This is a genomic window from Mesorhizobium sp. Root102 (assembly GCF_001425625.1).
In the GTDB taxonomy this organism is placed as follows: Bacteria; Pseudomonadota; Alphaproteobacteria; order Rhizobiales; family Rhizobiaceae; genus Mesorhizobium.
The window spans coordinates 453,550-467,597 of record NZ_LMCP01000012.1 but is presented as its reverse complement, the minus strand read 5'-3'; the positions used below and the strand labels follow the sequence as shown (position 1 = coordinate 467,597).

At 61.1% G+C, this 14,048-nt stretch carries 11 protein-coding genes and 1 pseudogene; 2 read left to right on the top strand and 10 right to left on the bottom strand.

The features are described from left to right. Window positions 1-69: 69 nt before the first annotated feature. Window positions 70-840, top strand: coding sequence for a Crp/Fnr family transcriptional regulator (locus ASD12_RS13425; protein ID WP_244482837.1), 771 nt, complete (start codon window positions 70-72; stop codon window positions 838-840). Between the two features lie 337 nt (window positions 841-1,177). Beyond that, the gene (locus ASD12_RS13420; RefSeq protein WP_082525408.1) at window positions 1,178-1,543 is read left to right on the top strand and encodes a DUF982 domain-containing protein; all 366 of its coding nucleotides are present in this window, start codon (window positions 1,178-1,180) and stop codon (window positions 1,541-1,543) included. Window positions 1,544-1,674: 131 nt separating this feature from the next. On the opposite strand, the pseudogene ASD12_RS35280 reads toward ASD12_RS13420, so the two are convergent. The 10 genes and pseudogenes from ASD12_RS35280 to ASD12_RS13375 all read right to left on the bottom strand — a co-directional run. Continuing rightward, window positions 1,675-1,929: pseudogene (locus ASD12_RS35280) on the bottom strand (IS630 family transposase); the annotation flags it as partial. A gap of 122 nt (window positions 1,930-2,051) precedes the next feature. Continuing rightward, entirely contained in the window at window positions 2,052-2,312 is a 261-nt protein-coding gene (locus tag ASD12_RS13415; RefSeq protein ID WP_027027312.1) for a DUF2312 domain-containing protein, read from the bottom strand. Between the two features lie 156 nt (window positions 2,313-2,468). Continuing rightward, window positions 2,469-5,927, bottom strand: a complete 3,459-nt coding sequence (pyc, locus tag ASD12_RS13410; protein ID WP_056586316.1) for a pyruvate carboxylase — start codon at window positions 5,925-5,927, stop codon at window positions 2,469-2,471. Window positions 5,928-6,229: 302 nt separating this feature from the next. Continuing rightward, on the bottom strand, window positions 6,230-7,348 hold the full coding sequence (locus ASD12_RS13405; RefSeq protein WP_056586314.1) for a branched-chain amino acid ABC transporter substrate-binding protein: 1,119 nt from the start codon (window positions 7,346-7,348) through the stop codon (window positions 6,230-6,232). 137 nt (window positions 7,349-7,485) lie between these two features. Next, complete coding sequence (locus ASD12_RS13400) at window positions 7,486-7,833, bottom strand: DUF6867 family protein (protein WP_056586311.1); 348 nt, start codon at window positions 7,831-7,833, stop codon at window positions 7,486-7,488. Window positions 7,834-7,945: 112 nt separating this feature from the next. Continuing rightward, window positions 7,946-8,674, bottom strand: coding sequence for an ABC transporter ATP-binding protein (locus ASD12_RS13395; protein ID WP_056586308.1), 729 nt, complete (start codon window positions 8,672-8,674; stop codon window positions 7,946-7,948). Beyond that, a complete protein-coding gene (locus ASD12_RS13390; protein WP_056586305.1) occupies window positions 8,674-10,203 on the bottom strand; it encodes an ATP-binding cassette domain-containing protein in 1,530 nt (509 codons plus the stop codon). Before ASD12_RS13390 ends, ASD12_RS13395 begins: the two co-directional genes overlap by 1 nt. After that, the gene (livM, locus tag ASD12_RS13385; RefSeq protein ID WP_056586302.1) at window positions 10,203-11,798 is read right to left on the bottom strand and encodes a high-affinity branched-chain amino acid ABC transporter permease LivM; all 1,596 of its coding nucleotides are present in this window, start codon (window positions 11,796-11,798) and stop codon (window positions 10,203-10,205) included. The genes ASD12_RS13390 and livM overlap by 1 nt, the downstream gene beginning before the upstream one ends. Window positions 11,799-11,802: 4 nt before the next feature. Beyond that, window positions 11,803-12,705, bottom strand: coding sequence for a branched-chain amino acid ABC transporter permease (locus ASD12_RS13380; protein ID WP_056586297.1), 903 nt, complete (start codon window positions 12,703-12,705; stop codon window positions 11,803-11,805). Between the two features lie 334 nt (window positions 12,706-13,039). Further along, entirely contained in the window at window positions 13,040-14,041 is a 1,002-nt protein-coding gene (locus ASD12_RS13375; RefSeq protein WP_056586293.1) for a 4-hydroxyproline epimerase, read from the bottom strand. Between the last annotated feature and the right edge of the window lie 7 nt (window positions 14,042-14,048).

The following is a 14,048-nucleotide window of genomic DNA, read 5'->3' as shown; positions in this document are numbered from 1 at the left end:
CGTGAGTTGGAGAATGCTATGGAACCCTTGCCTTTCCTCCGAGCTCTGACGCCCTGTGATCGATGCGCCGTGCGCAAAACCTCGCTCTGCAGCAGGGTCAATGTCGACTTACAGAGGGACCTCGCCAGGCTGTCCCATCACCGGACCTATCGACTCGGCGAAACGGTGCTTGCCGAGATGGAGGCTACATCATTTGTCGGCATCGTCGTGTCCGGCGTGTTGCGCATGCAGAAGTCGTTGGAAGACGGACGCCAGCAACTCGTCGGCCTGCTGTTTCGCTCAGACTTCTTCGGCCGCGTCTTCGGAGGCCTTTCCGACTACGCCATTGAGGCGGCGTCCGATGTGATCCTTTGTTGTTATGAGCGGCGCGCCTTTGAGAGATTGACGGAGCGTTTTCCTGAACTCGAGCATCAACTGATGCTGAACACACTGGATGAACTGGACGCAGCGCGCGATTGGATGCTGCTGCTTGGCTGCCAGACGATGCCGGAGCGAGTTGCGAGTTTCTTGTTGATGCTTTGTCGTCGTGGCGAACCAGACGAATGGGTCTCTGGTGCGAACCTCTCGATCCACTTACCTATCAGTCGCCGTGACATGGCCAGCTATCTTGGGACAACCGGGGAAAGCATCAGTCGCGTCATTCACGAGATGAGCCGCCGCGGCATCATCAAAATCCGCAATGCGCAGGATTTTGAGATCCTCAACAAGAGACAACTCGTCAGGATGTCGGGTCGCGACGACCTTTCGATCCGGCCAGCAATAGCAGCTCAATCAAGTCGATCTCCCTATGAGAGGCTAGCGGCCGCGAATGGACTTCCAAGAAGTACGGGATTTCATTGATCCGAATCACTGGTCTGTGTGACGACCTCCGGCAGGTCTTTTCGCCAAGCCTCAGCGGGTGGTCGTCGCGGAAGTTGCCAAGCCTTAAGCTGCCCGCGCCCGAACCACGAGAGCAACCGCAACGATCCCAAGTTCGCGAGCGGACGATAGGACACTGCCAAGCTCACCGCCAGCACTGAAGCGGGAAGAGCTCGTCGAGAATTGCATGCTGAACATCCGCGTTTGGCAATTTGCAGCCACGAATTTCACCCTCATTGATAGGGATCAACGCTGCCGTTCATTTTTCTGAGAGACTGAAAATCTTGGGGTCGATCATTCAATCAAAGGGAGAAGATCCATGAAAGACCGGATTTTCGACCGTCCCATTTTCGTCAAGAACGGGAAGGTCAGGGAAGAAATCAGCAGCATGATCGACGCATTAAACTTCTTGGGAGAATGGCCCAAGGGCCGCAGAGGGCCGATTTACGACACGGTCGTTCGTGCGTGCGACTGTGCTTCCAACGGTCAAATACGCGTTTCAATCGCCCACGATGCTTTCGTCAGTTTCGCCAAATCGGTGAAGATTCTTGAGAACGTCGCGACGCCTCCGCCTTTGGGGAAAGACACTAAAGCTGGCCCCGGCGGTGTGCTGCGAAAGACAGTCAAGAACGAGAGAGCGAAACTTCGATCAGAGGGTTCGCCGGAATCCCTGCGACGAACTTGAGCTGACGTTACTGCGTCAGTGCGGCGGCCGAGGCGGTCATCGTCCGTTATACGCTATCGAGCACCTCGGCTTCCGCCGCCATCACCTTCACTGTGATCGCCCGCCCCGATCCTTCGAGGACCCCGAAGCACGGCCAACGCCTCTTTCAGCCGATGCAGCGTCAGATCAGAGGTCCGATTGATCCTCTCCACGATGGAAGGTTCGAGGAGCTTCCAGAACACGCTTGCGGTGCCCACCCATCTTGCCAGGCGCCATCGACCCTGTGGAACGGTACCGCTGCGACCAATTCACCCCGAGGAAACAGCAACGCAACAGCGAGATGCCTTCACACGGCAGCTCTCGCCTGCGCCCACTGCGCTAACTTCAAGTCGCGAAGATCGTTCTATGGGGCTCGCGCCTTCAGATGCTGGCTCCGTTCAACCAGCATCTTGAACCACAAACCAGCAGCTGTGAGAATCCTACGCCGCACAGAATGGCGCGACAAGATCGCTCCACAGATGAGTGAAACTTACACCATTCCGAGTGCGGCCTTGTACAGATCGAGGATAGTTTCCTCTTCCTGCCGCTCGGCCTGGTCCTTCTTGCGCAGCCGGATGATCGTGCGCATCGCCTTGGTGTCGAAGCCGGTGCCCTTGGCCTCGGCGAACACTTCCTTGATGTCGTCTGAAATGGTCTTCTTCTCTTCCTCGAGCCGCTCTATGCGCTCGATGAAGGCACGCAGCTGGCCGGCGGCAACAGTCTGGCTGGTCTCGGTGATATCGTCGGCCATGTTTTTCTCCACATCGTTACTGCGCCGCGACTCGGGAACTGCTGCGGCAAATTTGAGCCGGTTCGATGCCCGACCGGCGACGGCGGGTCAAGCTGTTATCGACCAAGTCACAAGGGCTGCCGCCAGAAGTCGACAGCCAGTCCGTTTTGCGAGCTCTCAATTGAAGGCGATCAGCAAATCCTTGGCATCGATCTGGTCGCCGGCCTTGACCAGCACCTCGGCGACCGTGCCGTCACGCTCGGCATGCAACGCCGTCTCCATCTTCATCGCTTCGATGGAAAGCAGCACGTCACCGGCCTTGACCGCCTGGCCGGCGGCTACCGAAAGCCCCGAGACGACGCCCGGCATGGGTGCACCGACATGCGCCTCGTTGCCAGGCTCGGCCTTGCGGCGGGCCTTGGCGGCGGACGCGCCGTGCGCCCGGTCGGGCACCTTCACACGGCGCGGCTGGCCGTTGAGTTCGAAGAACACGGTGGCCATGCCCTTCTCGTCGACATCGCCGATGCCAAGGCACCGCACCACCAGCGTCTTGCCCTTCTCGATGTCGACGAAGATCTCGTCTTCCGGTTTCATGCCGTAGAAATAGGTCGGCGTCGGCAGGACGCTGACCGGACCGTAGGTTTCCTGCGCGCCGGCGAAATCCGTAAACACTTTCGGATACATCAGCCACGAGGCGAATTCGAACTCCGAAAGCTTGCGCTCGAGCTTCTCCTCGATCTCCTTGCGGCTGGCCTTGAGGTCGGCTGCCTTGAGCAGCGACCCGGGCCGCACCGTGATCGGCCTGTCGCCCTTCAGCGCCTTCTTCTGCAGCGCCGCCGGCCAGCCGCCGGGCGACTGGCCGAGATCGCCGCGCAGCATCGAGACGACCGAGTCCGGGAAGGCTATATCCCTGTCGGGATTTTCGACATCGGCGACGGTCAGATCCTGGCTGACCATCATCAATGCCATGTCACCGACAACCTTGGACGACGGTGTCACCTTGACGATGTCGCCGAACATCAGATTGACGTCGTGATAGGTCTGCGCCACTTCGTGCCAACGCGTCTCCAACCCGAGCGAGCGCGCCTGTTCCTTCAGGTTGGTGAACTGTCCGCCCGGCATCTCGTGCAGATAGACTTCCGAGGCCGGCCCTTTGAGGTCGCTTTCAAAGGCAGCGTACTGGTTGCGCACCGCCTCCCAGTAGAACGAAATTTTCCTGATCCATTGCGGGTCGAGACCCGGGTCGCGTTGGGTGCCCTTCAGCGCCTCGACGATGGAGCCGAGACATGGCTGCGAGGTGTTGCCCGACAGCGAATCCATCGCCGCGTCGATGGCATCGACGCCGCTGTCGACCGCCGCCAACACCGTCGCCGCCGACAGGCCTGACGTGTCATGCGTGTGGAAATGGATCGGCAGGTCGGTCGCCTCGCGCAGCGCCTTGAACAGCACCCGAGCCGCGGCAGGCTTCAATAGCCCGGCCATATCCTTGACGGCGATGATGTGGGCGCCGGCCGCCTGCAGTTCCCTGGTCAGGCCGACATAATATTTGAGGTCGTATTTCGCCCGCGCCGGATCGAGGATATCGCCGGTATAGCAGATCGCCGCTTCGATCAGCTTGCCCTCGGCGCCGACCGCATCCATGGCGACGCGCATGTTCTCGACCCAGTTCAGGCAGTCGAAGACGCGGAACAGGTCGATGCCGCCGGCCGCTGCTTGGCTGACAAAATGCTGCACGACATTGTCGGGATAATTGGTGTAGCCGACACCGTTGGCGCCGCGCAGCAGCATCTGCAGCAAAAGATTGGGCGCAGCCTCGCGCACCAGCGACAGCCGCTCCCATGGATCCTCGGTGAGAAAGCGCATGGCGACGTCGAAGGTCGCGCCGCCCCAGCATTCGAGTGACAGAAGCTGCGGCAGGGCACGCGCATAGGTCCCCGCTATGCCGGCAATGTCATGCGTGCGCATGCGCGTCGCCAGCAGCGATTGATGGCCGTCGCGCATCGTCGTGTCAGTGACCAGCACCTCTTTGCGATCTCGCATCCAGGCGGCGAATTTCTGCGGGCCCAGCACGTCGAGCTTCTGCTTGCTGCCGCCCGGTACGTTGCCGTTGAGATAGGGCACCACGGGTGCGGCCGCATCGGCCTTCGGCTGCGGCCGGCCGCGCGTCTCGGGATGACCGTTGACCGACACGTCGGCCAGGTAGTTGAGCAGCTTGGTCGCACGGTCCTGCCGCTTGACCTGCTGGAACAGCTCCGGCGTCGTGTCAATGAACTTGGTCGTGTAGGAATTGTCGGCGAAGCTCGGGTGGTTGATGATCGCTTCGAGGAAGGTCAAATTGGTGGCGACGCCGCGGATGCGGAATTCGCGCAGTGCCCGGTTCATGCGGGCGATGGTCTCAGCCGGCGTCGGCGCCCACGCCGTCACCTTCTCCAGCAGCGGATCGTAGAAGCGGGTGATGACCGCGCCCGAATAGGCGGTGCCGCCGTCGAGGCGGATGCCGAAACCCGTCGCGCCGCGATAGGCGGTGATGCGGCCGTAGTCCGGGATGAAGTTGTGTTCGGGGTCTTCCGTGGTGATGCGGCACTGCAAGGCGTGGCCGTTCAGCCTGATGTCCTTCTGTGCCGGCACGCCCGATTCCGGCGTGCCGATGGCAAAGCCGTCGAGGATATGGATCTGCGCCTTGACGATGTCGATGCCGGTCACCTGCTCGGTGACGGTGTGCTCGACCTGGATGCGCGGGTTGACCTCGATGAAGTAGAATTTGCCGGTGTCGGCGTCCTGCAGGAACTCGACCGTGCCGGCGCCGATATAGCTGGTCTCGCGGGCGATCTTCAGCGCATGGCCGCAGAGCTCCTCGCGCTGCGACATTTCAAGATATGGCGCCGGCGCCCGTTCGACGACCTTCTGGTTGCGGCGCTGGATCGAGCAGTCGCGCTCGAACAGGTGCACGGCATTGCCATGCGTGTCGCCCAGCACCTGCACCTCGACATGTCGGGCGCGCTCGATCAGCTTTTCGAGATAGACCTCGTCCTTGCCGAAGGCCGCTTTCGCCTCACGCTTGCCTTCCGTAACCTCGCGGGCAAGGTCGGCTTCGGCGCGGATGGCGCGCATGCCACGGCCGCCGCCACCCCATGATGCCTTCAACATCACGGGGTAGCCGATTTCCTTGGCCAGTTTCTTGACCGCGTCCATGTCATCCGGCAACGGATCGGTGGCGGGGATCACCGGCACGCCGACCTCGATGGCGAGATTGCGTGCCGCGACCTTGTTGCCGAGCCGGCGCATCGTGTCCGGCTTCGGCCCGATGAAGGTGATGCCGGCCTCGGCACAGGCGTCGGCGAATTCGGGGCTTTCCGACAACAGCCCGTAGCCGGGATGAATGGCATCGGCGCCCGAAAGCCTGGCGACGCGGATCACCTCCTCGATCGACAGATAGCTTTCGATCGGTCCCATGTCCCGGGTCAGATGTGGCCCACGTCCGACCTGGTAGCTCTCGTCGGCCTTGAAGCGGTGCAGGGAGTACTTGTCCTCCTCCGCCCAGATCGCCACGGTCTTGAGGCCGAGCTCGTTGGCCGCGCGAAAAACGCGAATGGCGATTTCGGACCGGTTGGCGACGAGGATCTTCGTGATGGCCAAGGACTGGGCTCCAGCAACGGAAGGATGAGAAATCGGCGCAATGATTAGCGTGAAAATGCTGCAGTGCAAACAAAATTGACGCACGTTTAAACCGGTTGAAATGGAATCTTTGCGACAACACTCGGTCGCATTCATCCGAACACGCAAAGAAGGCGGCCGGCACTGCCGTTCAAGGCATGATCATTTTCCGGCTTAAAGACCCGGCCGTATCGGCTTTCGGACCCTCTGAACGCAAACGCGGCTCAAAGAAAAATGCCCGGCGCGAGGCGCCGGGCATTCTGTAGAAATCGAGACTGACGAGCTTACATCTTCTGGATGTAGGTGTACTTGCCGTCGTCGCCCTTCTTCCATTCGTACATGACGTAGCCGGGCAGCGTCGGATCGCCCTTGGCGTCATAGGACAGGTCGCCGAGCACGGTCTTGAACGGGCCGTTTTCATGCAGCGCCTTGGCAACTGCCTGCGGGTCGTTTGACTTGGCAGCGGTCGCTGCTTCGGCGATCGCCTGAACGGCAGCGTAGGAGTAGAGCGTATAGGCTTCCGGCTCGAAGCCTTGCGCGCGGAACTTCTCGACGAGTTCCTTGTTGGCGGGGATCAGGCGCGGATCCGGGCCGAACGTGTTGAGCGTGCCCGCAACCGCGTCACCCGCGATCGAAGCCAGCTCGTTCGACACGATGCCATCGCCGGAAACCAGCGTCGCCTTGAGGCCCTGGTCGGCCGCCTGACGGATGATCAGGCCGGCTTCGGTGTGCAGGCCGCCCCAATAGATGATGGAAACGCCGGCTTCCTTCATCTTGGCGATCAGTGCCGAGAAGTCCTTGTCGCCGACGTTGATGCCTTCATACATGACTTCCGTCACGCCGGCGGCATTCATCGCCTTCTTGGTTTCGTCGGCGAGGCCCTGACCATAGGTGGTCTTGTCGTGCACGACGGCGATCTTGGCGTCCTTGAAGTTCGCGGCGAGATAGGCGCCGGCGATGCTGCCCTGCTGGTCATCGCGTCCGCAGGTGCGGAACACGTTCCACAGGCCGCGCTCGGTGAATTGCGGGTTGGTCGCGGCCGGCGTCACTTCGACGATGCCGTTTTCCGCATAGACTTCCGATGCCGGAATCGAGACGCCGGAGTTGAAGTGGCCGACCACGAACTTGACGCCGTCACCGACGAACTTGTTGGCGACCGAGATGCCCTGCTTCGGATCGGAGACGTCGTCGCCGACTTCGAGCTTGATCTGCTCGCCGTTGATGCCGCCCTTGGCATTGATGTCGGCGACAGCCGCTTCCGCACCCTTCTGCAGCTGCGCGCCGAAGGCCGCGTTCGGGCCGGTGATCGGGCCGGCGACGCCCATCATTACGTCAGCCCACGCGGCACCATTGAACGCGACGAGCGCGGTCAGGGCGACGGCGGACAAAAGTGACTTTTTCATTTAAACGCTCCCATTTACGGAGTGGGCGTGGATGAAGCTTTCATGCGATGCCCACCCTTATCGCAGAAAGCATAGTTTGCCGATTTTCAGGCACTTGTCACGCCGATTCAATTCCGAAGCGACGTTAATGATGAACGTCAACCTTTCGGTTTCCAGCTCAAGATTGAAGCTCTTTCGTAGAGCCAATTATACTGTGTCACCATCTGGTTGGTGCGCGTGTATTGATAGCCGACGAAGCCGAGGATCATCAGTACGATGGTGTCGACGATGTAGTAGTGCAGCGAGAACATCGTGCCGCCGAACAGCGCGTGATGGATGAATCGGATGCCGATGCCGAGGCCCAGCATGTAGGCGAACAGCTGGATGAAGCTGCGCCATGTCTGGGCACTGGCCTTGCCCGTCATCCACGCCGCCCAGCCGCCCAGCAGACAGGTGACGAAGAAGAACTGCCAGATCGACGGCTCCTCGTAGAGTATGCCCTGCATGGTGAAGTCTCCTTAGCATGATCCCGAAAAGTTGCAGACTTTTCGGACAAAGATCATGCGACAAACAAACAACTTGGAGCGGAATACCGCATGCACACATTCCGCTGCAAACTCAGTGATGTCCGCCTTCGAGATAGGCGGCGCGCACTTCCGGATTGGCGAGCAGTTCCTTGCCGGTGCCGCTCATCGTCACATTGCCGTTGACCATGACATAGCCGCGCGCGGCGAGTTTCAGCGCGCCGAAGGCGTTCTGCTCGACCAGGAACACGGTCAGCCCCTGGGTGCGGTTCAGTTCGCGGATGGCGTCGAAGATCTGCTTGACGATCAGCGGCGCCAGACCCAGCGATGGTTCGTCGAGCAAAAGCAGCTTCGGCCGCGCCATCAGCGCGCGTCCGATCGACAGCATCTGCTGCTCGCCGCCCGACAGCGTGCCGCCGCGCTGGGCGATGCGCTCCTTCAGCCGCGGAAACAGGGCAAACACCTTCTCGACGTCCTCATCATAGTGCTTGAGGTTGTCGAGGCTGGCGCCCATCTGCAGGTTTTCCATCACCGTCATGCGCGGGAAAATACGGCGCCCCTCCGGCGACTGGGCAATGCGCAAGCGGGCGATCTCGTGCGTCGGCATCTGAGTGATGTCGGTGCCGGCAAAGGTGATGGTGCCGGCGCGAGCGCGCGGCGCGCCGAAAATGGTCATCATCAGCGTCGACTTGCCGGCGCCATTGGCGCCGATCAGCGCCACGATCTCACCCTGGTTGACGGTGACATCGACACCGTTCAACGCCCGGATGTTGCCGTAATAGGTCTGCACGCCCTTGATATCGAGCAGCGTTGTCGCGGCCATCACTTGCCCCCTCCACGCTTGCCTGCCACAGGCTTGGCAGCGGTCGTACTCTTCCCGGAAGCATGGCTGGTCGCCACCTTGCCCGCATCGACGCGGCGCGAGAATTCCGTTTTCTTGCCCTGGGCGAGCAGCTTGGCCTGCTTGACCCATTCCTCACGTGCGATGCGTCCGTCAAAGGCGAGATAGGCTTCGGCGGCCTCGACGTCGGCCTTTTTCCAGGCGCCGATCTGGTCGAAGTGGAAGATGCCGTGATGGTTGAGCTTCTTCTCGTTGACCGTACCGATGCCCTTGATGCGGGTCAGGTTGTCGGCCTTGCCGCCGCGAGGCGCTGCCAACCGATTGGAGATTCCCCCAGCCGTCGCCGCCGGAGCCTTGGCTGCCGGTTTGGCCGGTGCGGTCGACTTCGCCGCCGTGCCGGTTGCCGCTTTTGACGCCGCTTTCGGAGCAGGCTTTGCCTTCGCCGCCGGAACCGGGGTCGCAGCCGGCGAGGCCGCCTTGTTTACTGCGGCGAGCGACCTTGCGTCGACCTGACCGGCCTTTGATGCGCCCTTGGCCACCGTGACCCGCTCGCCCGAACTGTGGCCGACCGTGTCGGTCACCGGCCCGGCGAGATACGAAGACGATGTCCCCGGACCATGCGCGGCATCCGGCCCTGTATCGAGCTGTTCGATGACGTCTTCGTCGCCGACTTCGGTGAGAACCGCCTCGACTTCCTCGTCGTCGACGCCGAGATACGCGGCGATGACGCGCGGATCGGTGCGCACAGATTGCGGGCTTCCGTCGGAGATCTTGCGGCCATATTCCAGCACCACGACATGGTCGGATATCTGCATGACCACCGACATGTCGTGTTCGATCAACAGGATCGAGGTGCCCGTGGTGCTCTTGATGTCGATCAGCAGTTCGTTGAGCGCCGCCGATTCCTTCGGATTGAGACCGGCCGCCGGCTCGTCCAGGCACAGAAGCTCCGGACCCGTGCACATGGCGCGGGCGATCTCGAGGCGGCGCTGCGCACCATAGGGCAGGTCGCCGGCCGGATCGTCGGCACGGTCGACAAGATCGGCCTTCTCCAGCCAGTGCTTGGCAAGCTCGACCGATTCGGCCGAGGCCTTGCGGTAGCTGCTGAAGCCGAACAGGCCAAGGATCGTATAGCCCGATGCCTTCATCAGCTTGTTGTGCTGGGCAACCAAAAGGTTCTCCAGGAGCGTCATGCCCGAGAACAGGCGGATGTTCTGGAAGGTGCGCGCCACCTTGGCGCGCGCCGGGATCTCATGGTTGGGCAGACGTTCGAGCAAATAGCTCGATCCGTCGTTGCGGTTGAGCGTGATCATGCCTTCAGACGGCTTGTAGAAGCCGGTGATGCAGTTGAACACGGTGGTCTTGCCGGCGCCGTTGGGTCCGATCAGTGCGGTGATCTCGCCGCGCCTGGCGGTAAAGGACAGGTCGCCGATGGCGACCAGGCCGCCGAACTTCATCGACAGGTGATCGACCTGCAGGATGGCCTCGTTCATGGATGTGCTCGCATTCATCAGCCGTGCCCTTCCTTAGTGAAGGAGCCAGAGACAGCTCTTCGCACCTTGAGGAAGGCGGTCGGTTCGCGACTGCCGACGAAGCCGCGCGGCTTCCACAGCATGACGATGACCATGGCCATGCCGAACAGAAGCATGCGGTAGAGTTCCGGGGTGAAGTCTGGCCCGAAGATCTGCTTGAGGAAGTCGAGTTCACGCAGCGCCTCGGTGCCGCCGATCATCACCATTGCGGCAACCGCTATACCGACCAGCGAGCCCATGCCGCCGAGCACGACGATGGCGAGGATAATGGCCGATTCCAGGAAGACGAAGGATTCCGGGCTGACGAAGCCTTGCCGCGCGGCGAAGAAGGAGCCGGCGAAGCCACCGAACATGGCGCCTGTGGCAAAAGCCGTGAGTTTGGTTGTCGTCGTGTTGATGCCCAGAGACCGGCAGGCGATCTCGTCCTCGCGCAGCGCTTCCCATGCGCGGCCGACCGGCAGGCGCCGCAGCCGGATGGTGACGAAGGCGGTAAGCAGGCACAGGCCCAGGATCAGGTAATAGAGGAAAATCTTGTAATACGCACCCGACTGGGCGATGCCCAACACCTTGGCGATGTAGTTCGGGTCCGACACGTTGAACGACATCAGGCCGAAGAAGCTCACCTTGGGAATGCCGGAAATGCCGGCCGACCCGTTGGTGACCTCGCGCCAGTTGATCAGCACCAACCGGATGATCTCGCCGAAAGCCAGCGTGACGATCGCCAGATAGTCGCCGCGCAGGCGCAGCACCGGGAAGCCGAGCAGCACCCCCCAGAAGGCGGCCATGGCACCCGCTGCCGGCAGCAGGATCCAGAACGACAGGCCGTATTGGGTGCCGAGCAACGCATACGCGTAGGCGCCAATCGCATAAAAGGCGACGTAGCCGAGATCGAGCAGGCCGGCGAGGCCGACGACGATGTTCAGGCCCCAGGCCAGCATCACATAGATCAGGATCTGGATGCCGAAATTATCGACCCATTTCAGCGAACCCTGCAGCCCTCCGACAATCGACCAGGCACTCAGCGACAGCACCGCGACCACGAGGATCGGGTACAGCACAAGCGCGGCAATGCCGAGTTTGGTGAAGTTGGCATGGATGAAGGCCCTGAAATAATAGATCACGCAAGCCAGCACATAGATGACAGCCAAAGCGCGCAGGAATTGCAGATAGCCGGCCGGCTCAGCTCCCACCCATCCGGCGAGAGAGCTGTTGAACACGAATAGCAGTACCGCGGCGATGATGGCCACGAAGAAGGCAGGCAACTGGAAGAAGCGTGACGCCACACTGGCCGGCAGCAGGCCGGTGGCGACGTCGGTGATCTTCTGGTTGGCCATGAAGGGCTGGCCATAAGCGACATAAAGAAACCGCCCGACAGCCGTGGCGATCACCACTGCGGCAAGCAGGCCCCAGCGCGTCGTCAGGACCAGTTCATTGGAAATGTTCTGGCCCGTCTTCAGGCCGATGAACAGCACGAAAAGGCCGAACGATATGGCGCCGGCATAAAGCGCCTCGCGCGTGGCGCGCTGCACGGGGGTGGCGACGCTGTCGCGCTCCGGAGAAACGGTGACGGCCATGGTCTCAGACCTTTTCGACTTCTGGCCGGCCCAATATGCCGGAAGGCAGGAAGATCAGCACGATCGCCAGGATCGAGAACGCCGCGACGTCCTTGTAGTCGATCGAGAAATAGGCCGACCACATGCTCTCGATGAAGCCGATCATCAGCCCGCCGAGTACTGCACCCGGCAGCGAACCGATGCCACCCAGCACCGCCGCCGTGAAGGCTTTCACGCCAGGCGTGAAGCCGTCCGAGAAGGCAATGACGCCGTAATACATCAGGAACAAAGTGCCGGCGACCGCGGCAAGGGCCGCACCCATGATGAAGGTGATCGAGATGGTGCGGTCGACATCGATGCCGAGCAGCGCCGCCATCTTGCGGTCCTGCTCGCAGGCCCGTTGCGCCCGCCCAAGCGAAGTCCTGTTGACCAGATACCAGAACAGCGCCAAGAGCAGCGCCGTGACGACGACGATGATGATCTGCTTTAGCGACACGCTGATGCCGTTGATGTTGTAAACCTGCGAAACCATCGGCGGGATCGGCTTGTTGCGCGGCCCTTGCGTCACCTGGACGAAGTTCGACAGCGCGATCGACATGCCGATGGCGGTGATCAGCGGCGCCAGCCGGAACGAACCGCGCAGCGGCCGGTATGCCACCTTCTCGATCGTCCAATTGTAAAGGCTGGTGAGCAGCATCGCCACGATCATCATGACCAGCAGCGCCACCACAACCGGCACCGAATAGAACAGCGCGCCAAGGATCAGGAAAACGATCAGCGCCGTGAAGGCGCCCACCATGAAGATATCGCCATGGGCGAAATTGATCATGCCGATGATGCCGTAGACCATCGTGTAGCCGATCGCGATCAGCCCATAGATCGATCCCAGCGTCAGCCCGTTGATAAGCTGCTGGACAAAGTACTGCATGTGTACATGGCTCCCCTGGAATGTCGCCCATGCAGACGCATTCCTTTTCGTATTTCCCCTAGTCGTAAAGTTTCGAGCCCGGATTGCAACGTCATTTTTCAATCGTCATGCGTGTTTTCGCGGCACGCCGTTCGATTGCCCGTTTTCTCCTATCCGACCCCTGGACTATCGCGGACCCTACCATTGGCATAACGCAATGTCTTTGACGATTCGGTCGCATCATGCGCCCAATTTCGAAGAAATCGCCGTAAAAATTAGGTGATGAGAAGAATCGTTGCGCTACTGACACGCTCCGTTTTTCGTTCCGTTTCTTTCCCCTGGGTCAGGTTTCCCTTCACTTGACCACAAAACCATACGCGAACGGATCGCGGTCGTCGATGAAGATGGTGTTCAATCCGATCATCCGCGCCCAGCCGCCGATCGAGGGAATGATGGCCGGTTTGCCGGCGACGGTGACATCCTTTTCGACCTTGCCCTTGAACAGCGAACCGATGATTGATTCATGGACGAAGCTGTCGCCGGCCTTGAGTTTGCCCTTGGCATGAAGCTGCGCCATGCGCGCCGAGGTACCGGTGCCGCATGGTGAGCGGTCGATCGCCTTGTCGCCATAGAACACGGCATTGCGCGCGTCGGCCCCGGCCACGGTCGGCTTGCCGGTCCACAGCATGTGCGACAGCCGGTTGATGCCCGGGTTCTCGGGATGCACGAAGGAATATTTTTCGTTGAGCCGTTGCCGCACCACCGGACTCCAGGCGATGAAGTCTCCCGCCGAATAGTCGGCCATGTCGCGATAATTCTTCTGCGGCTCGACGATTGCGTAGAAATTGCCGCCATAGGCGACATCGACGGTGATTTCGCCGAGGTGAGGGCATTCGACCGTCAAGCCCTCGGCGTAGAGGAAGGATGGCACATTGGTGATGCGCACCTCTTCGACATAGTCGCCGACCTGCTTGTATTCGGCAATGACCAGGCCGGCCGGCGTGTCGAGCCTGAGCACGCCCGGCGTCTTCGGTTTGATCAGCCCGTGCTCGATCGCCATCGTCACCGTGCCGATGGTGCCATGTCCGCACATCGGCAGACAGCCGGAGGTTTCGATGAACAGGATGGCGATATCGCAATCCTCGCGCGTCGGCGGATAGAGGATGGAGCCGGACATGACGTCATGGCCGCGCGGTTCGAACATCAGCCCGGTGCGGATCCAGTCATACTCGGCCAGAAAATGCGCCCGCCGCTCCATCATCGTCGAGCCCTGAAGCAACGGGCCGCCGCCGGCGACTAGGCGCACCGGATTGCCGCAGGTGTGGCCGTCTATGCAGAAGAAGGATTTCTTGGCCATGACGCTC